This window comes from Tundrisphaera macrotermitis (assembly GCF_051175315.1).
Classification (GTDB): Bacteria; Planctomycetota; Planctomycetia; order Isosphaerales; family Isosphaeraceae; genus Tundrisphaera.
On record NZ_CP195100.1, the window covers coordinates 1,257,819 to 1,277,519 of the forward strand.

Here is a 19,701-nt window from a genome sequence, read left to right on the forward strand (position 1 = left end):
TGAACGATCGAGGCGGTCCCCGCGGCCGGATGCGCGTCGAGGCCGGGTCAACGGGCACAAGGCGGCTTCGGGTCGCTCCCGGCTCCCTTCCTGGCTGAGCCACAACCCTGCCACCCGGCCGGTCCGAGGAGGATCGCGGAGGCCGGCCACCCCGAACGACGTCGCCCGAGGTGGCCCCATCCTGCCCAGGCTCAGCCCAGGTTGGCCACACCTCGGGATTTCGCCAGGTTGACATCGCCGAGGCCATTGTTGCTGAACGTGTTGCCCTGGAGCACCGTCCCGGCGTCGTTGCCGGTGGCCTCCACCCCATATCGCTGGTTGGAGGCGATCAGGTCCCCGACCACGGCATTGCGGCGCGAGGCACGGATCGTCACCCCGTTGCCGCCGTTATTGGCGATCCGGACCTGGAATGCGGCCGCCGGCCCGCCGATGGTCGTGCCCGACGTGCCGGGGCCGAGCAGGACGCCGCCCAGCCCGTTGCCCAGCGGCACGGTGCCGTCGAAGTTCGTCCCGATGAAGGTATGGACGATCGCATTGTTGCGGGCCGAGCCGACGACCTCGACGCCATAGCGCTGGTTGGCCGAGATCGTGACCTGGGGCTCGATCGAGGGCTGGAACCCGCCGATCGCGTTGTCGTGGGCCCGACCGGAGAACTTGATGCCGCTCCCCCGGTTGGGGATGGCCGTCCCGATCGAGGTGTTCGTCCCGATCGCCGTCTCCGTGACCTGGACCCCGGTGGCGTTGCCGCCGATCTCGATCCCGTTGCCGAGGTTGCCCGAGACGATGCAGGTGCGGATCAGGTTATCGCCGCCGGTGGACGTGACCAGGATCCCGTTGCGGCGGTTCGGGGCCGCCCCGCCGAAGGCGAAGATCCCGGCGAACGTGTTGAACGAGACCAGTCCGCTGGCCTTGTCGCGGACCTCGATGCCGTTCTGGTTGTTGCCGGAGATCACGTTGCCCAGCGGGATCACGCCGCCCACCTGGGTTCGTTTCGATGTGCCCGAGACCAGGAGCCCGTTCCGCTTGTTGGCCACGACCGAGGCGTTGTTGGCCCCCACCCCCATGAAGTTGGCCTGGACGGTGGTGTCGTCGGAATTGGTGATCCGCAACCCGTTGCCGCCGTTGCCGCTGAGCACGTTGTAGAAGACGAACGGATCCTGCTGGAACGTGCAGCCGATGAGTTGGTTGCCATCTGCCCCGTCGATCGCCACGCCGTCGAGGCGATTGCCCAGGGCCGAGTTCCCCGAGGCGGCGGTGCCGACGAAGTTGCCGCTCAGGATGTTCTGAGTGGCCCCCTTGTTGAGGAGCACGCCATTGCCCCGGTTGCCCGAGATCAGGTTCCCCTGGGGCGGGCGGGCGAACACCCCGGCGGTGGGATTATTGCCCGCCGTGGCCTGCCCGCCGATCAGGTTCCGCCGGGCGCCCTGGGTGATGAGGATACCTTGCCCCCCGTTGCCCCGGGCGAGCGTGCCGGTCGCGTCGGTGCCGATGTTGTTCATGGCGACGCGGTTGTCGTCGCTCCCGTGGATCCCGATGCCGTTGCCGCGATTGCCCGAGATGACGTTGGAGAGTTGGAACCCGACGTTGACCGTGGCCTGGAACGAGAAGTTCCCCGAGGCGGCGAAGACGACACCGACCACGTTGTTGCCCGACACCGAATTCGAGCTGGCGATGCCGGTCGAGCCGGGGAAGTTGAGGTCGGTCCAGGTCGACGGGCCGAAGGTCCCGTCGGCGTTGCGGCGGACCGAGACGAACGAGCCCTGCGCCGGGTTGGCGGTGCCGCGCTGGACCGAGTCGGCGTTGAGGGTGTAGACCCCCTTCTCGACGCCGCTGATCCCCTCGAAGTGGGTGATGTAGTCCTGGCCGAGCAGGCCGTTGGGATACGCGAACGACGTCCAGTTGGAGTACAGGCCGGTCGCCGAGTCGTAGTCGACCAGGAACGCCCGGCTCAGGGTGCGGTCCCCATCCCCCAGGGTGCTATAGCCCCCGGCGATCGTGTAGTTGGTGCGGCCGTTGTGCCAGATCCCATAGGCGGTGGTGCTGGTCGAGCCCGGGTAGACGATGTCCGGGAGCAGCGTATCCTTCGCCACATCATAGAGGAACGCGTGCCCGGTCCCGATCGGGGCGTTGCCTTCCGGGCCGTCGCCGTTGCCGACGGCGAGGCCGCCCATCGTGGAGTGGACGTAGGTGTATTTGGCGCCGGGGTAGTCGATCGTGCGATAGCCCGAGGCCGAGTCCAGGGTGGCCGCCGTGCCCTCGAACAGGAACCCGTGGACCATCTGGTCCCCGTCCTTGTAGCTGCCGACCAGCCGCAGTCCGTTGCCATCGAGGTTGTCGGGGCCGTAGACGCTGGTGGAGGTAGCCCCCGGATAGTTGACGGCGAGGCTCGTCCCCCCGACGCCCGAGATCGGCCCGTCGTAGAGCAGGCCGTTGACTCCCGAGGTCCCGACGATGAGGAACTGGCCGGCCGCGTCGGACGCCCGGATCCCCTGCCAGGCCGTCACCGGCTGGATCGACACCGCGCCGGCGTTGGCGTAGGTGATGCTCGACACCGGGTCTTCCCGCCCGATCCGGTTGCCGTCCGATGAGGCATTGATCCGGATGCCATCCCCACGGTTGCCCGCGATCGATCGGCCGTCGGCGCGGAGGCCGATGTAGTTCCCCTCGACCGCGATCCGCGAGGCATCGAGCGTCACGCCCGCGCTGGACGCGTTCACCAGCGAAAGGGAGCGGAGGGCGGACCCATCGGAGGCTCCCGCGAACCGGAGGCCCCGGCCCCCGCGATAATCGACGGTCACGACCGGCGTGCCGGAGAAGCCCGGGGCCGAGCCGCCATCGATGGTCACGACATCGGTCAGAGGCGGCAATGCGGCCTTGCCGAGCCGGATCGTACCGGCCACGCCGAAGGCGATCGTGTCCGCTCCCGGGGACTGGTTGGCGTCGATGATGGCCTGGCGCAGGCTCCCCGCCCCGGCGGCCCCGAGGCTGGTCACCGAGAAGGTGGCCAGGAGCTGCCGACCTTCCAGCCGTTCGACGCCGGCCGCGCCGGGGCGCAGCGGGCGGGGGCGTCGCTTGGGTTCGTTTTTCCCCGGGACTCGGGTCGCGCGACGCGTCTCCATGTTGCACATCTTTCGTCGAAGGCCCACGTCCCGGGGGTCTCAGGGACGAAATCAGGTCGGCACGCTCGTCATCGGGCCGAGATCCGCCGCTCGCGGGAGGAAACGTCCGCTCGGCGGGCGAAGTTGGCGCGCGAGCCCGGCCTTCGGACTCCCCATCGCACCGACCCGTCAACTGGACCATAGGACGCAGGTCGGGCGAAGGTGTGGAACTGGCGAGGCTGGGGCAAGTTTCGCCGACCGACCGCGAGGCTCACGCCCTCGCCCGGAGTTAAGGAACGGGCGTGGGGGCCGGATCCGGCGTGCGTGCGCCGGCCAGGGCCTCGATGAAGAATTCCATCATCCGATCGCGCGAGATCGACGCGTGGCCGGCGTCGGGGCCGACCTGGACGTCGAAGCTCTTGCCCGCCCGCTGGAGGGCCTGGATCAACTGCAAGCTGTTGGACGGGTGGACGTTGTCGTCGGCCGTCCCGTAGAACAGCATCAGCCGTCCCTTGAGATCCGCCGCGTGCTTCACCGCGCTGCCGATATCGTATCCTTCCGGATTCTCCTGCGGGGTGCGTAGGTATCGTTCGGTGTAGATCGTGTCGTAGTGGCGATAATCGGTCACCGGGGACGACGCGCAACCGGCCTGGAACACGCCCGGATGGCGGAGGAGCGCCTGGATCGAGGCATAGCCGCCGTAGGAGGTCCCGAAAATCCCCACCCGGCCGGGGTCGAGGTACGGCCGGTCGTGGAGCGACTTGACCCCGGCGGCCTGGTCGTCGATCTCGACCTGGCCCAACTTCCGATAGATCGCGTCCAGGAACTTCTTACCCCGCCCCGATGCGCTCCGGGAGTCGAACGAGGCAACCAGGAAACCCAACTCGGTCAGGGGGTTGGGCAGGGCGAAGGTTTCCCGGGCCCCGTTGGTATTGGGGCCCGCGTAGACCGAAACCAACAGCGGATACTTCCGGTTCGGGTCGAAATCCGACGGCTTGTGGAGCAGGCCGAACAACTCCGTCTGGCCGTCGGCCGCGTTGTACCGGAGGAGTTCGACCTTCTTGAGCCCGAGCGAGTCGAACCGGCTGAGGTCACTCTCCGCCAGCGTGTCGAGGACGTTCCCCTCGGCGTCCAGCAGGCGTGTCGAGGGGGGGATCTCGTGCGTCTGGGCGACGTCGATGAGATGGGCTCCGTCCGGGGCGACGTTGACGGTGTGGTGGAACCGGGGATCGGTGAGCCGTCGGTCGTCCTGCCCGTCGAGCTTCACGCGATGGAGCTGGAGTTTCATCGGGTTGTCGCCGTCGTGGGCGAGATAGTCGAGGACCCCCGCCTTCTCGTCGATGCGGACGATCCGCTCAGCGTCGAACTCGTTGGCCGTGACGGCCGCCAGCCGCTTGCCGTCCTGGAGGTCGTGGAGGTCGTAGTTCTTCCAGCCGTTGCGGACGGTGGCCAGCAGGAAGCGGCGACCGTCCGCCAGGAAGCGGGTTTCGGGGTTGTTCTCGACCCAGCTGGCCGGCCATTCCTCGCGGGCCACGACGCGGGCCTTGCCGGTCTCCGGGTCGGCGGCCATCAGCTCCCACGCGTTCTGGAGGCGGTTGGTCCGGTGGAACAGGAGGGCCTTGCCGTCGGCCGACCAGGAGACGTTGAACGCGTAGTGCCCCAGCCCCTCGTCGTCGCCGGCCCGGCCGTCCCGCACGTCGACCGGGATCGTCCGCTTCCCCTTGAGGTCGCGGATGAGGATGTCGGCGATGGGATTCGGGCTGCCCGCCTTGGGGTACGGCTCCGTATCCAGGCGGTCCTGCACCTTGGTCTGGTCGAGCTGGAGGTAGTAATCGGCGACCTTGCTCTCATCGAACCGGTAGTAGGCGAGCTTCGTGCTGTCGGGCGACCACCAGAAGGCGGTGTTCTGGTCGAGTTCCTCGCCATAGACCCAGCTCGCCTTGCCGTTCTTGATCCGCCCCGGCTCGCTGCCGTCGGTGGTCACCGCCGCCTCGATCAGGCCGTTGGGGTCGGAGACCCAGAGGTTCCGGTCGCGGTAGAAGGCCTTGAGTCGGCCGTCGGGCGAGAGGGCCGATTCCGCCTGCCGGCCCCGCCCCACGCCCCCGCCCGGGCGTTGGCCCCGCTCCTGGGGCTCGGCCCCGCCCGTCTTGATCTCCTCGGCCCGGCGGTTCGCCAGGTCGTAGCGGAACGCCTTCCCATCCTTGCGATACTCGAAGGACTTGCCGCCTTCCTGCCAGGTCACCGCGAGGGCCCCGAGCTTGACCGCGCCGGGGATCTCCCGACTCCGCGTCGCGTAGCGCTGATAGCCCGGCATCGACTTGAGCCGGTCTTGCCCCTCGGCGTCCCGGGGTCCGAGGGCCAGCAGGCCGAGCAAGGCGGCGGGGGGAACGGACCGGAGCAGGCCGGCGCATCGTCGCAACATGGTCGGGCTCATCCCTTCGGGAAGGTCGTGGAATGGTCGCTCATCTCGGAGACTGGAGCGCCGCCCGGATCGCGCGGAGCATCCGGGCCTCGGAGCCGGGGGCGACCCAGCACCAGTCGCGGAGGTTGGTGTCGCCCTCCTGGAAGTGCCGATCCGTCGGGATGTATCCCGTCCCGGCCTCGCCATAGCCCATCGTCACGACGAACGAGTCGGGACGGGCCTGCTGGGCCTGGAGTTGGTACTCGACATAGGATTCGCCCGGCAGGAGCAGCAACTGGGCCTTGCCCAGGTCCAGGGCCGGGACGTCGATCGCGTGGCCGGCATCGACCCTTTTCCGCCAGGCCAGGCCCATCGCCGCCAGGCACCGGCCGAACGGCCTGGGGTCGGTCGTCAGCCGCGCCTCCAGGTCGGCGACCGTGAAGCCGGCGTCGTCCCTCGGCTCCAGCCGCAGCGGCTCGACGCGGAAATCGACCGGCCCGATCGGTGATCGCTCGGTCGCGGCCCAGGCCTCGACCATCGCCCGGTGGACCCGGTCGGCCAGGACCGCCCGGTTCTCGGGGGAGCCGTCGTTGTACTTGCCGGCGATGATGTTCCCGCCGCAACCGGACGTGTAGACCTGGAGGACGCCGGGCTGTTCCGCCTGGCGTTTGGAGCGGGCCAGGCCGACGAAATCGGCCGAGACGCCGCCCCGCCCGTAGTGGCTCATCGGGTGGGTCGCGTAGCAGCTCAGGGCCAGCAATGGGCGGTCGCCGTCCCAGAAGCTCAGGGTCCGGAGCCACGGGTCGATCAGCCCCTCGGGCTGGTCCCGGATCGCGGGATCGCGGGTGGCGCTCATGCGATCGAACGCGGGTTGGCCGTCCGCCCGGACGTACCTTCGATTCGAAGCGACCCCGGCGACCTTCGCGCGGCCGGTCCCGACGTGGGTCACCGGACGGGCCGACGCCAGCCCGTCGCGGACCGCCCGGGCCACGCCCCGCACGGCCCGCTCGTGGAACTCGGGGTCGCAGACGCTCCCGGGCGCCTTCCTCTCATCGAGCAACTTCTGGGCGGCGAGGTCGGCGAGCGGCGCGTCGTGCTGGTGGAGGGCGGTGATCAGGACGCGGCCGGGCTCGGTGCCGGCGGCCTCGGCCAGGGCCTCGCGCCAGCGATCGAAGGCGTCGTTGCGGATCTCGCACCAGTCGATCGCCGCCAGGACCACCGGCTTCCCGGCCCCCAGCAGGACGAACCCCCGGGCGCCGAGCGGGTCGACGACCTCGCGCGCCGGCTCGATCCCCCCGCCCATCAGGGCGTGCCCGGCGGGAGGGGTCACGTCGGCGGCGAAGGTCGCCAATCGAAGCGGCTCGGGGGCCGGCTCGGCGGCCAGCGTCCGTGTTGCCATCCAGAGGACGGCGAGCAGGGTCAGGGCCGCGCGGCGGCCGGAGCATCGCGGCCGGCGGGTCGCCGGGAAGGATCGCCTCGCATCGTCGGTCATCGGGGCACCCCAAATCGGGCCGGGCGATCCCCCCTGCCCCCGAGCATGGGCCCGGGGCGCGGGCGGTCTCCAAGCGGCTTGGGGTGGATTGTCGGGCCGGCCGGCACGCCGGTCAACCGGCTGTCGGGATGCGATCCGGACGCCACGCCCGGGGGCATGGTCGTCCGGTGGGCCTGGGGCCCCGGGCTCGAGAATGGGCCGGGGCTCCCGATCGGGTCGGTCCGAGGGATCGGGCTTACCGGCCGCGTCGGGCGACCCCGACAAGGCCGACGAGGCCGAGGCCGAGCAGGACGACCGTCGCGGGCTCGGGGACGGCGGAGAACCGCACGACCTGACCGGTCCCGGGCTCGGTGCCGCCGTTGGACACGTAGATGGTGTTGTCCGGCCCGACGACCAGCGCGGTCGGGAAGCTGAGTCCGGCGCTCGCGATCACGGTCCGTGCCCCGGTCTGCAGGTCGATGCGGGTGAGGAGGCCCGGGCCGGGGCCGGTCTGCGAGGCCAGCCCGTTGGTCGTGAGCTGCAGCGCGTAGAGCGCCCCGTCCGGGCCGAACGCCAGGTCCATCAGGTTGGTGAAGCCGGTCAGGAAGGTGGTCCGCTGGCCCGTCCCCAGGTCGACCCGATAGATGTTCGCCGCCCCCGGGGGGAACGGCCCGCCGGTCAGTTCGCCGAAATACGCGGCCCCGTCGGGCCCGATGGTGATCCCGGTGGGCACGGACTCGATGGTCGGAGGTCCGAACGGCAGGGGATTCGGGCGCGGGAGCACGGTCGTCAGGGTGGAGATGCTCCCCTGGCCGGACACGCGGAGGACGGCGTTCGCGCCGGCGTCCGTGACCAGGAAGCCGCCCCCGGGGGCGGCCACCAGCCCGAACAAGTTGGAATTGGATTCTCCCCCGTCCGGATTCTGCGAGGCCTCGAAGTTGGCGAGATTCGCGATGCCCACGATCGGCCCGCCGTCCAGGGGCAGCCGGACCAGCCGGCCGAAGCCGTCGCCGGCGGCCCCGAGTTGGGTCCGCAAGGCCGGATCGGCGCCCAGGCCGATGACGCCGAACAACTCGCCCGCGCTATTGAAGGCGATGTCCTGGAGCCCGGTCGCGCCGCCGCCGCCGTCGGGCGCGAGCGAGGGCAGGCCGGTCGCGACCCGCTCCTGCACCCCGTTGCGCAGCCGGCTCAGCGAACCCGAGTCGCCGTACGAGACCTTCTGCCCGTCCCCCGACGTGATGCTGGGCCCTTGGCCCCCGCGACCGGACTCTGCGACGTACAGGCTGCCGTCCGGACCCAGGGCCAGGCCCCGCGGGTTGTTCAACCCGCTCATCACCACGGTGCCCACCCACTCCGCCCGGGCCGTCGTCGGCGCGATCCAGAGGGAGATGCCGACGAGCCCGCCCACGATGCCGTTCCATCCGCGAATCATGCGATCCATCCCCACGACAATGAACGGCGGGAATCCGATTTCCCGCCCGAAGATCGAGCAAGGCCGTCCTGCCCTGCCGACGTTCGATCTCGCCTCGATTCCTGCCGACCCCTCCTCACCCGCGACCTCGTCCCCGCGATGAGGGGCGTTGAACACGCCCTCATCTCCGAGGTGAGGAACCAGCACGATCAGGGTTGGGGCCTTGAGGCGGGGCGACTCTACCGCAAGACCGCCGGGGAATCACCAGTCCGGTCCGATCCATGAGCGATTTCGGGATCATTGACCACGATCGGAAGTGATGATGATGCCGGATCGCCTCATTCGATCATCGCGGCTCGATGGCCGAAGTGCCGCCTCCGGCCTCCCGAGGTCACCCGGACGAGGCGGCGAGGACGCCCTTCACCACACCCATCGTGTCCGCCTGGCGACGATGGACGAAGTCCATGGCCCTGGCCACCTTCGCGAGCGCCGCGGGATAGTCGGCGTCGATCCCGAACAGGGTTTCCGCCATCCTGGTGGCGGGGGTGGAATCGAACTCCAGGAGCCATTCGGGCAGGCCGATGTCCTCGAACATCCAGCATTTCGGGCTGTGGAACGCCGAGTAGGTGTGGATGATCGGCGTCCCGTTGGCCAGCGCGATGATCAGCGAGTGGGGCTCGTGGCAGACCGCCGTGTGGGCGCGGGCGAAGACGGACGCGGCCTCGTCGGCGTTCCAGAAGTCGTCGCAGTTGACGACCTTCGCCTTGATCCCCTCGGGGAGCGGGTCGAACAGGAGCCGCTTGTTGTGGCCCATCTCCTTCTTGACCTCGGGGGCGATCAGAACCTTGTTACCCGTCCGCTCGACCCATGCGGTGATCAACTCCCGGTACACGGCGGCCCGACGCTCGTCGTCGGCCACCTGCTCCGGGGTGGGGTGGAGCGGGTTGAGCTTGGGAACCCTCGGGTCGTCGACGCCCGGGGCCTTGGCGGTGTTGGTGCGGAGCTGGATCGTGATGAACTTGCGGTCTTCCAGGCCGGCCTTCCGCATCAGGGCCAATCCCCGGGGCTCGTCGCGGACGTCGATGCCGAAGCAGCCGTCCGGGGCGAACTCCAGGATCGGCGATTTGATACCGGCCTTCTTCAGGATGTCCAGCGTGCGACTTTCGCGGCAGTAGACGAACGCGGCGTGGTCGAGCAGGTCGATGTGCTCCGCGGCCTGTGCCCCTTCCACGAAGGCGGGGAAATAGGACTGGCCGTAGAGCCCATACGGCTTGCCGATCCGCTTGCAGTGCTCCATGAAGGCGGTGTCGGTGCCCATGCCCGAATTGCGGATGCAGAGGTCGGCCCGGGAGAATGCGTCCTTGACGGAGCGCCCCCCGGCGTCGTCCTTCGCCAGGCTGCCCCGGACGATCTCGACCCGAGGGAACCTCCGACGCAGGAGGGCCTCGACCCGATCGTCCAGCGACGCCGCCCACAGGATCACCATCGCGTCCGGGAGGTGCTGCTCGATGATCCGCAGCGTGCCGGGCGTGTGTCCGATATCGCCGATGTTGATCGTCTGCCAGGCGGAGTAGAGCAGGATCGTCTTCGGCTTCGGCCCGGCCGCGCCGGCGAGGAACGTCGGGGCGGCGACGGCCGCCAGCGAGGCGCCGGTGCGTCCCAGGAAGGATCGTCGGTTCATGATCGGAAGGCCCGCGTTCGAGGAGGGGGGGCGAGCGGCAGGGCGGATCTCAATCCCACCCCGCCGCGGCACGGCCGAACGGGCATGATCGTCGAGCCCGGCCTCGAATGCCACCGCCTGCCGGCCCGGAACCATAAGTGGGCCACGCGACCACGAATCACCGTCGTCCACAACGACAGGAGGATCAGACTCGGGCCACTCCTCGGAGGATGCAGCCGGCCGAGGAGCAACACGGGATCTGCGAGAACTCAAAGAAAAAACTCCCTGGACGGCGGATGCCATCCAGGGAGCTCTTGGTTAGATCCAGTGACCTGCCCCGGATAGGCAGGAATCATCCTGAAAGAATCGGGGCGGCGGGATTTGAACCCACGACCTCTTGACCCCCAGCACAGCGGTCAAAGGCGTAAAACCGCTGAAAATATAGGGTACCGTTTCCACGGGTTGCACGCAATAGCCCCTTTTCGGACCCGTTAGCGTGCAATACCGTGCAAGCCGTGCAAGGCCCGGGATGCCGCCCGGCGCGTGAAAAAGGGAGGCCGGCATCCTGCCGCCTCCCCCTGCCCTGCGACGTTCTGCCCCCTGCCCCGCGTCCTCAGCCCACCGCCTCGTCATGGCACCGCCTCAAGAACTCCTCCAGGTCGGCATCCCTGATCCGGATGCATCCACGCTTGCCCCGGCCCGCGATCCGGACGCAGGCCAGCTTGCGTTGCTCGATGAGCCGGTAGACCAGCGACAGGCTGATCTCCAGCCGTTCCGCCGCCTCCTTGACCGTCATGATGTAGCCTCCCGGTCTGGTGAAGAGGTGGGTCAGGAGATCCCGTCATGCTCGCGGCATTGGGCCAGCATCGCGTCGATCGCTGTCAGCTCCGAGCCGGGGGTCTCCAGCAGGCGGATGATCCCGGCAACCCACCCGTCGCCCGCGTCCGCCCGGTAGGCCTCCATGTCGTCGGCGATCTCCTGGAGGGAGTCGATCGCGCTATATCCCCAGATCGCGGCCCCCACCCATGCTTCGGTGGCGAGCGACCCTCCCGGCTGGGTGAGCTCGAATGTGATGGACTTCCCCCGCCCGACCCGGTAGGCCATCCGGAACTCCGGCGGGCAGAGCTGCTCCTTGAGCACGTCCCGCCGATGCTTCAGGTGCCGCATGGCGGTCGCCAGGAAATCCGAAGCCAAGGCGATCTCGCGGCCTTTCGCCTCGCCGATGATGGCGAGCCGGACGCCGTGCTTCAGCATAACTTCCAATTTGTCTGATGCGATCATGGTAGCTTGCTCCGTTAGATGATGTTGAAGATTCCCGGTCACCCGACCTCCGGCCCGTCCTTCCCCCGGCCCGGCTCGCGCGAGGCGGCCCTCGCGTTCTGCCTGGCTCGCTCCAGCGGGTCGACGCCGGGGGAGGGCGGCATCGGCATCACCGCGCCCTCGAGGTACGCGCCACCGAGGTTGGCCAGCTGCAGGTTGGCGCCCCGGAAGTCGGCCCCTTGCGCCTCGACCCCCTGCATCCGGGCGCCGTAGAGGTTGGCGTTCTGGAAGTTGGCCCCCTTGATCGTGGCCCCGCGCAAGTCGGCGTAGCGCAGGTTGGAGCCATTCAGGTTGGCATTGCTCAGATCGGCGGCCCGCAGGTCGGCACCCTCCAGCGAGACCCCGGCCAGGCCGACGCCCCGCAGATCCGCCCCGCGCCAGTCCACGCGGGGCTGTTTTGCATCCGGCATGACGGCTCCTTTCAGCCGATCTCCGGCCCGTCCTTGCCCTTGCCGGGCTCTTTCGACGTTTCTTTCGCACGTTGGCGGGCGGTTTCCAGCGGATCGGCACGAACAAGAGCATCCTGACCACCGGCCGCCCGCACCCCGGGGAACGTGGCCTCGATCTCGACGACCGCGGCCTCCAGCTCTTTCGGGGTCACCTCGGGCTTCTTGGCCTCTTCCGCCAGGGGCCCGCGCCCGGCCTCCCACGCCGCTTCCATCGGGTCGGGCAGCCCGGCCGCGACCCGCTCGCGATGCGCGTCGAGCCCGGGCTGGCCGTCGCGCCGGAGCACCTCCTCTTCCCGCATGTCCGCCAGCAGCTCTTTCAGCTCGGCCGGATCAAGGAGCCGCAGGGACTCGGGCACATCATCATTCGCGATCTTGTGCTCGGCCGCCCGGATGGAGTAGTTGGCCAGCAGGTTGCTGGTCGGGTCGCCGGGCCTGGCTGCGATCTCGTCGATTTCCTTCGCCGCCTCGCGGTCGAAGCTCTCCCGGATGAACCTCTCCCGGAAGGCGGGCTCGGGATATTGCGCCTCGACGGCCGGGATGGCCATCATCCGCTCGCGGAAGCCGGGGAACCGGTCCTCCTCGATGCCCTTGTGGAGTTCCCGGAGTTCCTCCGTCGTGAAGAGCGGTGCGATCTCCGGCATTTTGGGGAACGGGTCGCGGGCGGCCTCGGCCATGATCCGGCCCTGCTCTTCCGGGGTCAGGCCGCGTTCCATGTAGCGGTCCCAGCCGACGTAGTCCTCGACCATGACCTGCCGGTCGGTCTCGGCGAGTTCGTGGAAGTGGAACCCCCGCCCATCCGGGGATTGTTCGTAGTTCCAGCCCGCGACCTGGACGGAGGATTCCACGTAGCGGGCGGACTTGATCCGCTGGAGTTCGGCGTCGAGGGCCTTTTGGTCGTCATCGTTTGTGAGCGGCATGGGTGCCCCTGGGTATCAGGAATGGAATATCATCGAGTCCCGCCGGATCAATTCTCGGAGACGATCGACCTGGCCCGGACGCGACGGGCGGTTTCCACGGCCTCGTAGGCGAGAAGGCTGGAATAGATGGCGTCGTACATCAGCTGCCATCGCTTCAGCCGTTGGGGCTTGGAGAGGTGCGACCAATGGGTGACGTCGCAATGATCCGCCCCATTGGCGGCAATTTGCTCGGCCAGGCTATCCTTCCGCGATTGCGTCATCGCTTGTTCTCCTCCGCGACGGCATCCTCGAGCCGCCGGATCTCGTCCATCAGGTCTTCATGCTCGGCCTCCGACCGGCGGACGACGTCCTGCCTGGCCATGGCCGCCTGCTGGCCCGCCGTGACCGTCGCGTCCCACTCCATCATCACGGCCAGCGGGTATCGGTGCTTCTTGATGTAGTTGAGCCTTGAGCGTGCCCGCTGGGCGTTGGCCTCGGCGCGCTCCGCCACGTCCCGCTCCAGCTTCATCCGGTCTTCCAGGCGTTCCAGCCGGTATCTTGCGTCCCGGAGCTGGCTCGAGGGGGAGCCCGACCATGGCAATGAAAACCGCTTGATGGACGGGAGGTTGGATGTCACGAACAGGCCGAGGATCAAGGCTGCGGCGACGGAGGCGAACTTCATATTTCGCGGCATGGGCGTCTCCTAATCAATTAGTGGAAGGGGCCGGCCGCGGGCTGCACCGGCAGCCGGCCCCGTTTCGGTCGATTCCGTCGCAGGGCATTCGAGCCGGTCTAATCGCTCAGCGACCGTGCTTGTCGCGTTCACGACGCGAGCGGGCGCCGATCCCCGCCAGCAAGAGCGAGGCGATGCCGATCGCCGCCGCCCAGGGGAGGATCCCCGGAGCCTCTTCCTTGATGAGATTGCTGGCCTCGCGGGCCACCGGGGCGACGGCGGGGGCGACGACGTGCTCGATGGCGCTGTCCGCCAGCTGCACCGTCCCGTTGACGAAGGGTTCGGGATCCTGGAGGAAGGCAGCCAGCACCGCCCCCGAGGCGAGGATCTTCTTGTTGCGCCACACCAGCGCCATGCAGCCGTCGCCAAACTTGCCGATGACCTCGAGCAGCTCGTGCGTCCGGCCGATCCTGGCCAGGTCCCCGCTCCTGGAAAGCATGGCCAAACGCCGCCCCTCCTGTGCGGAGAGCGAGGCGAAGGCCCGGACGGCGGGCTGGCCCGCGGATTCGATGACTTCCTCGGCGACGCCGGGGTGCTTCAGGAGCACGGCCGCCGCGTCGTCCCCATACCGCGAGAGCAGGGATCGAGTGTTTGCCTTGGCCAGCATGGGCGCCAGATCGTCGCCATGGCGGGCGAGCAGTCGCAATGCCTGGGGGGCATTCTCGGCAGCTTCGTCGGCAAGGTTCAAAGCCTTGGGCCCGACCTTGTTCACGGCCTCGATCGCGTCGTCGCCGTATCGGGTGGATGCGCGGGCGAGTCGGGCGGAGAGCTTTTCAGCCCCCTCTTCGGCAACCTCCTTGCCGAAGCGTTTTGCGATCGCCTCGAACACTTCAACTGCGGCCCTCCCCCGCGCGCTTTGCGCGGGGGCGTTGGAGGCCATCAACGATAACGAGATGGCCATCATTGCAGTGACTCGACGCATCAATCCTCCTTGCTGAAATGTGCAATGCAGGAGTTGGCGAACTTGAGGGCATCCGCGGAGGACGCCCTGACCAAAGGGCTTTGGCTGGCCTGGATGACCTGCTCGGCGGCCGGTCCTCGAACGAGTCGGAGCAGCGTGCGACGGCGACGGTCACCTCGTCTCGCCTCGCTCTCGCGAAGGAGATATTCCAGGCCGAGCCCGCACTCTCGTTCCATCAACGCTTTCGCTTCCGATGCGGCGGCCCGAACGGCAGGATCCGGGTGGTCGCAACTGAAGATCAGGAGCTGGGAGTAAACCTCCCTGTGGCGAAGTTCCCCGATGACGAGGAAGTCCCTGGCCTTGCCCAGTGCCTCGCGGACGCTCGCCGCGAGCTTCTCGCGCGGGTCGAATCCCGCCATCTTCGCCGCGCCCCCAATGGCGTTCCCGACCTCATTGCCGACGATGAAGCTGGTGGCTGCCTTCTTGAGCGAGGAATCGGACGCGGAATTGATCCGTTTTTCCACCTGGTTTGAAATGACGGCGGATGCGACCTCCTGGACGACCAGCGCACCGAGATCATGAGTGGCCGCCTCCGTCGAGCTCGCAAGCACGCTCTCCCATGCGTCTCCCAGGTCGATGAACCAGGGGGCAAAGAGGTCCATCGGGCCGAAGCCATCTCCGGCCAAGTCGAGTTGCAATTCGACGATGAGGCGAGCCTCTTCCGCCGTAATCTCCGATGCACACCTGGCCCTCGCGGATTGCGATGCCTTCTCAAGCTCCTCGGGGTCGATGAGCCGTCCCTGGAACTTCTCGCTCAAGAAGTCCGCGAACGGGTCGTAGTAGACCAAAGCGGGCGAAGGCATGATGGACTTGCCGAAGGTATCGTGGAGCTTCTGTTGCGCAGCCCTGCTCGCGTTCTCTGCGGCTGTAAGGGAGAATTTGGCTTTACCCTCGAGCGAGAGCGCATCATCCGCGAACGCCCGCGCGCCTTCCTTGGCTTTGTCGAAAATGCCGTCGATTCCCGCGATCTGGCGATCGATCGAGGCCGATGCCAACCGGTCGAGCAGATCAAGCCGGGCGGAAATCGAAGGCCAGCGATCCTCCGGCTCCGGCTCCTTGACGGGCGTCGAGACCAGGTCGAACCTCTCAATCATGGGCTGGTTGCTCACGACCACCGGCCGGATTTGTTCGCCATCTTCGTGTACTTTCGGGGCCGTCAGAGCGATGATCGCGCCAAGCGCGGCGAACCCGCCCAGTGTCCAATTCCGAAACCGCTTCTTTTGGGGGAGCATTTGACGCCCCCGTTCGACGGCGAGTGATACGGCCTCGCGGGACCAGCCCAGGACGTTTGGTGCGGCAATCCGAGCTCTCTCGCCCGCGGCCCTGGCGAGGGCCACCGCCTTCAGGGCCCCGGGCCTGGCACCTTCGCGTGCCCGCTCGATCAAGGGCGGGGTGGCGATGATGGCACGCCGGAGAGAATCCCGCCCGGCGCGTTCCGCCCGGATGATGTATGGCCTGGCGGAGGCCCACCACTCGGCCCCCGCGGCCGTCGCCTCGGCCCGGCACCTGGCGGCGGCCCGGCGGGCCAAGCGGACGACCTTCTTCGCGTTCACGGCATTCGCTCGATAATTCATCCGATGCACCTTTCAATGTAGTGGCCGGGGGATATCCCCCGGCCTGGTCAGGAACTCACTCCACCTCGATCTGGCGCGACTTCCCCTGCCCCTTGGAGGTCTCGCGGGCGGACTCGCGGGCCTGGTCCAGGGGGTCGATCGCCTGCTTCTGGACCGCCTGCCCCTTCACCATCGGGGTGGCCAGGGGCGGGCCGATCTCGCTGACGTCCGTGGCCTCTAGCGGAGACTGCGTCTCCGGCACCGCCATGCCCTTCACGGATGCTTCGAGGGCGTTGGAATCCACCCGGGGATGTTTCTCGTCGTAGACCTCCCTCGAAACGACATTGCCGATCGACGCAGGGTCGTCATGCCCCGCCGTCACGCCGGTCATGGGATTCGCGAAGAAGTTCTGGAGATCCTTCAGACCGGTTCGCCAGGCCGCCCAGAAGACGCTGCCGGTGCTCGGCGCGTTCTGGGCGGCGCTGACCAGGTGGTCGCCCAGCTTGTCGACGAAGTCGGGCTGGGTCTGGCCGGGCAGCATGTTCCGATTCTTCTCGACCATCGGCGGCCTCCTCGGCCTTAAGGGTGCGATCACTTCATGAACGACTGGAACTCGGCGGCCTCGATCTGGGCGTCGCGCTGCATCGCGACCTGCCGCTTGAACCTCGCCCGGATCGTCTCGATCTGGATCAGGTTGGCCAGGAGGGCTGCGAACAGGTACAGGCCGGCCCCAGGGCCGCAGGCGGCCGTGGCGAGCATGATCGCCAGGAACGCCACCGGGAGTTCCATCCGCCCGAAGATGGGCTTGCCGATCTCCTGGCTGTGGCGGATGGAGGGGCTCCAGAACGCCGCCGAGCTGTGGAGGAAGGCCATCGCGATCAGGGCGAGCCAGAGCAGGTAGGCGCTCTGATTCTGGGAGGCCGATTCGGGGGGCAGGAAGGCGACGAACACCGGGTAGGCGATGCCGACGCTGATCCCGGTGAACTTGCCGAAGGCCCTGGTCCCGGGAGATCCGAGCTGGTAATGGACGACACGGTGCCCGTCGGCCAGGATGTTCATGACGACCAGGCTATATATCACGGACTTCGTGCCATTGAGCAGCGATTCGTCCGGGGGTTGCGGCCCCTTGCGATCGGGCATGGTCACCTGCCTTTCGTTTCCCTTAGGTCGACCAGCACGGCGCAGTCATGGCCGTGCATGATGCATGTACCCACGTCCAACTTGCTGAACCGTTCCTTCCTGACGGCGGGCTCGTAGTGCTCGGCCCAACTGAATGTGCCGGTCTTCACGCCCAGCGCGATGTCGCGGATGTCAGTGGACTCCTGTCCATTACCGCCTCCACTGATCATCAATTCCTTGGTGTCACCACAAAGCTTCTGGCCGTAGTCACCAGTTTCGGGGCAACTGTTCTTGAAGAAGATCCGGGTGTTGTGCACTGAGCTGAGAGCGATCGCCTCCTGGTGTCCTTTCTGTGCGCCGCCCAGCTGGGTCTCGAGGAGGGGCAGGTTCTGGACGGCTATGATGCTGGCCAGTTTCTGGGCGCGACTGACCGCCTGCACACGGACATCGTGGGATGCGACGCATACATAAGCCCCCTCATCTCGAATCTTGTACATGACGGTGGGGATGTTGCGCGGGTCGCGCGCCATGCACATCTCGTCCATGGCGGCGATATGGAGGAACTGGTAGACCCGGCCACTGCCGTGCCATACCATCAACGGATAATCAAGTATCCAGGCAAGCCGTCCCTCCTCCACGGCCCTTGGGGTGATGGTCGAATCCGTGCACAAGGCCTCGTAGAACTCGTCGGAAATCAGCCCGGACAAGGTGTTCGTGGCCATCTGCTGGACGGCCGTCCTGGCGCGCGGGCCGACACCAGCCGCCTTGATGACCATGAAGTTCACGACGAGCGTGTAATCGCGGTCGGTCTCATCCCTGCGATTCTTTTTGGCCAGCTCCAGCATCTGGCCGCAGAAGCTGTCACGGTAGAACTTGGCGCTGGCGGCCTCCTTGAGCGACCCGGGGATGCTCATGATGACTTCGTAGAGGTCCGACAGATCCACGAACCCTTGGGCGAGGATCAGGAGCCTCGCCGACATCAGGGTCATTTCCTTGAAGAACCCCGACCAGAACTCGTCCTGCTGCTTGCCCCCGGTGCTGTCGTTCATCACCTCCGTCGCGACGCTCAGGTAGTGGGCCAAGAGCCGCGGTGAGGCGCCGGGCAGATACTGCGGGTCGCTGAAGAAGCGGCCTATGTTCAACCGCCACTCGCCCGAGGGGCACGAGCGGCGTAGCATGTCGAGGCGGTTTTCCTCCCGGAAAATCTTCTCGATGTCGGCGTAATCCGTACGCCGCACTGTGGTTATGACCATTGGCTGGCGTGACCTGGCCAATTCGCGAATCTTGGACAGCAGGAAGTGGCTCTTGCCCGAACCTGGCTGCCCGTACACTATCACGCCTTGCGTGGCCACGTCGGGCGGCAGGTAGACCGGGCCGATATGCAGGCCGCCAGGGACGGGTAGTGCCGGCTTGGCCTTGCGTAATGGACGCCAGCCGGTGGGCCGCACCTGGACCAGCAGCCAGAGCAGGATGGCCGCGAACAGCAGCCAACGCGGGTCGATGTCCGAAGGCATGGGACTGTCTCTTCGTCATGGGCGTAGGCTCCCCCGCCCCCGCTGGGCGGGGGATGTCTTGAGAAACGGCAGGCGCGAGCTTCCACGCAGAAGGCGGTTCGCGCCTGCCGTATCAGATGGTCAACTGGTTGGAGGGACGCCTTTCGTCAGGCGGTCACGGCGGCAGAATTGTCGCCGGGGCGATCCTTGGACCGGAGCATGGCGAGCACCACCTCCAGGCCGTGGGTCGCGTTCTCGTCGATGACCTTGGCCAGGTCCTTCAGCGCCTTGGCGAGCGCCTTGGGATCGATGTCGGCCCAGATGGCCAGGTTGGCGATTGGCGAATCCTTGGGGATCTTGACGTCCTCCTTCTGGCGGGCCTTGCGACCAACCTTGCCCTCCGCATTCAACCGCTTGATCAGCGCGGTGACCGCGTCGCGGGTGGGGAATTTGCCGTCCGCCCCAGGCGTGGTGGCGAACTCCATCACCTTATCTTGCACGGTGGAAGAGCGGAGGGCGGCGATGAGCGCACGGGTGGAATTCGCGAGCAGCTTGCCCTTCTGCTTGTGCTTCTCCGGCAAAAGGAGACTGGTCAACGCCCGCGAGATCGAGGCAGCGGAGATGTGCAGCCGGAACGCGGCCTCCTCCTGAGTGCAACCGGTCAGCTCCATCAGCCGCTCGGCCTTGGCCCCCCAATCTTCCGGTGTCATGGTCCTTCGGACGCCATTGTGGGTGGCACCGAAGTCGATCAGTTCGAGCTCGGACAGTTGGCGATCTAGCTCGATGCCGACAAGCTCCTTGACGTTGCCTGCCGAGATCGCGGCATAGCCGCGACCGTTCCCGTCATAGACGGTGCGGCGGCCCTTTTCATCACGCTTGGAGAAGAAGATCGGCACTTCGTTGATGCCCGCGAGCTGCAGGCTGAAGACGAGGGCGGGAAACGAACGGCGGGCGGTCACGTCCTCGCGCGATTCGGTGAAATCGAGCATGTCGATCGGCACGCGAATCAGGGGCTTCGGGTCGGGGGGCAGCGTCGGGGGTAGGATCAAGGATAGGTCCTCCGTTTAAGATTCTCGGAACCTGGGATTAGGGCGTGTCTGGCAATAGCCTCGGCCCATACGATTGGAGTGGACGGA

The 19,701-nt window shown here is 67.4% G+C and carries 17 protein-coding genes; all 17 read right to left on the bottom strand.

The window, feature by feature from the left end; genetic code table 11:
- Positions 1-191: 191 nt before the first annotated feature.
- On the bottom strand, positions 192-3,119 hold the full coding sequence (locus tag TA3x_RS05415; protein ID WP_435019086.1) for a beta strand repeat-containing protein: 2,928 nt from the start codon (positions 3,117-3,119) through the stop codon (positions 192-194).
- Positions 3,120-3,387: 268 nt separating this feature from the next.
- Positions 3,388-5,520, bottom strand: a complete 2,133-nt coding sequence (locus tag TA3x_RS05420) for a DPP IV N-terminal domain-containing protein (protein ID WP_435019087.1) — start codon at positions 5,518-5,520, stop codon at positions 3,388-3,390.
- Positions 5,521-5,560: 40 nt separating this feature from the next.
- Positions 5,561-6,991 (bottom strand): hypothetical protein, encoded by a 1,431-nt coding sequence (locus tag TA3x_RS05425; protein ID WP_435019088.1) that lies wholly within the window; start codon positions 6,989-6,991, stop codon positions 5,561-5,563.
- A gap of 235 nt (positions 6,992-7,226) precedes the next feature.
- Complete coding sequence (locus tag TA3x_RS05430; protein ID WP_435019089.1) at positions 7,227-8,402, bottom strand: ScyD/ScyE family protein; 1,176 nt, start codon at positions 8,400-8,402, stop codon at positions 7,227-7,229.
- 370 nt (positions 8,403-8,772) lie between these two features.
- Positions 8,773-10,062 (bottom strand): polysaccharide pyruvyl transferase family protein, encoded by a 1,290-nt coding sequence (locus TA3x_RS05435; RefSeq protein WP_435019090.1) that lies wholly within the window; start codon positions 10,060-10,062, stop codon positions 8,773-8,775.
- A gap of 592 nt (positions 10,063-10,654) precedes the next feature.
- The gene (locus TA3x_RS05440; RefSeq protein ID WP_435019091.1) at positions 10,655-10,837 is read right to left on the bottom strand and encodes a helix-turn-helix domain-containing protein; all 183 of its coding nucleotides are present in this window, start codon (positions 10,835-10,837) and stop codon (positions 10,655-10,657) included.
- Between the two features lie 32 nt (positions 10,838-10,869).
- Positions 10,870-11,322, bottom strand: a complete 453-nt coding sequence (locus TA3x_RS05445) for a hypothetical protein (protein WP_435019092.1) — start codon at positions 11,320-11,322, stop codon at positions 10,870-10,872.
- A 38-nt stretch (positions 11,323-11,360) separates the two neighbouring features.
- Complete coding sequence (locus TA3x_RS05450; protein ID WP_435019093.1) at positions 11,361-11,771, bottom strand: pentapeptide repeat-containing protein; 411 nt, start codon at positions 11,769-11,771, stop codon at positions 11,361-11,363.
- An 11-nt stretch (positions 11,772-11,782) separates the two neighbouring features.
- Positions 11,783-12,727 (bottom strand): hypothetical protein, encoded by a 945-nt coding sequence (locus TA3x_RS05455; protein ID WP_435019094.1) that lies wholly within the window; start codon positions 12,725-12,727, stop codon positions 11,783-11,785.
- A gap of 47 nt (positions 12,728-12,774) precedes the next feature.
- Positions 12,775-12,987, bottom strand: a complete 213-nt coding sequence (locus TA3x_RS05460) for a hypothetical protein (protein ID WP_435019095.1) — start codon at positions 12,985-12,987, stop codon at positions 12,775-12,777.
- A complete protein-coding gene (locus tag TA3x_RS05465) occupies positions 12,984-13,400 on the bottom strand; it encodes a hypothetical protein (RefSeq protein ID WP_435019096.1) in 417 nt (138 codons plus the stop codon). The genes TA3x_RS05460 and TA3x_RS05465 overlap by 4 nt, the downstream gene beginning before the upstream one ends.
- Positions 13,401-13,506: 106 nt before the next feature.
- Complete coding sequence (locus tag TA3x_RS05470) at positions 13,507-14,361, bottom strand: hypothetical protein (RefSeq protein WP_435019097.1); 855 nt, start codon at positions 14,359-14,361, stop codon at positions 13,507-13,509.
- Positions 14,361-15,953, bottom strand: a complete 1,593-nt coding sequence (locus TA3x_RS05475; protein ID WP_435019098.1) for a hypothetical protein — start codon at positions 15,951-15,953, stop codon at positions 14,361-14,363. The genes TA3x_RS05470 and TA3x_RS05475 overlap by 1 nt, the downstream gene beginning before the upstream one ends.
- Before the next feature lie 76 nt (positions 15,954-16,029).
- The gene (locus TA3x_RS05480; RefSeq protein WP_435019099.1) at positions 16,030-16,515 is read right to left on the bottom strand and encodes a hypothetical protein; all 486 of its coding nucleotides are present in this window, start codon (positions 16,513-16,515) and stop codon (positions 16,030-16,032) included.
- Positions 16,516-16,544: 29 nt separating this feature from the next.
- Positions 16,545-17,099, bottom strand: coding sequence for a hypothetical protein (locus TA3x_RS05485; RefSeq protein WP_435019100.1), 555 nt, complete (start codon positions 17,097-17,099; stop codon positions 16,545-16,547).
- A complete protein-coding gene (locus TA3x_RS05490; protein WP_435019101.1) occupies positions 17,096-18,586 on the bottom strand; it encodes a hypothetical protein in 1,491 nt (496 codons plus the stop codon). The genes TA3x_RS05485 and TA3x_RS05490 overlap by 4 nt, the downstream gene beginning before the upstream one ends.
- A 146-nt stretch (positions 18,587-18,732) precedes the next feature.
- Positions 18,733-19,614 (bottom strand): hypothetical protein, encoded by an 882-nt coding sequence (locus TA3x_RS05495; RefSeq protein ID WP_435019102.1) that lies wholly within the window; start codon positions 19,612-19,614, stop codon positions 18,733-18,735.
- Positions 19,615-19,701 lie beyond the last annotated feature (87 nt).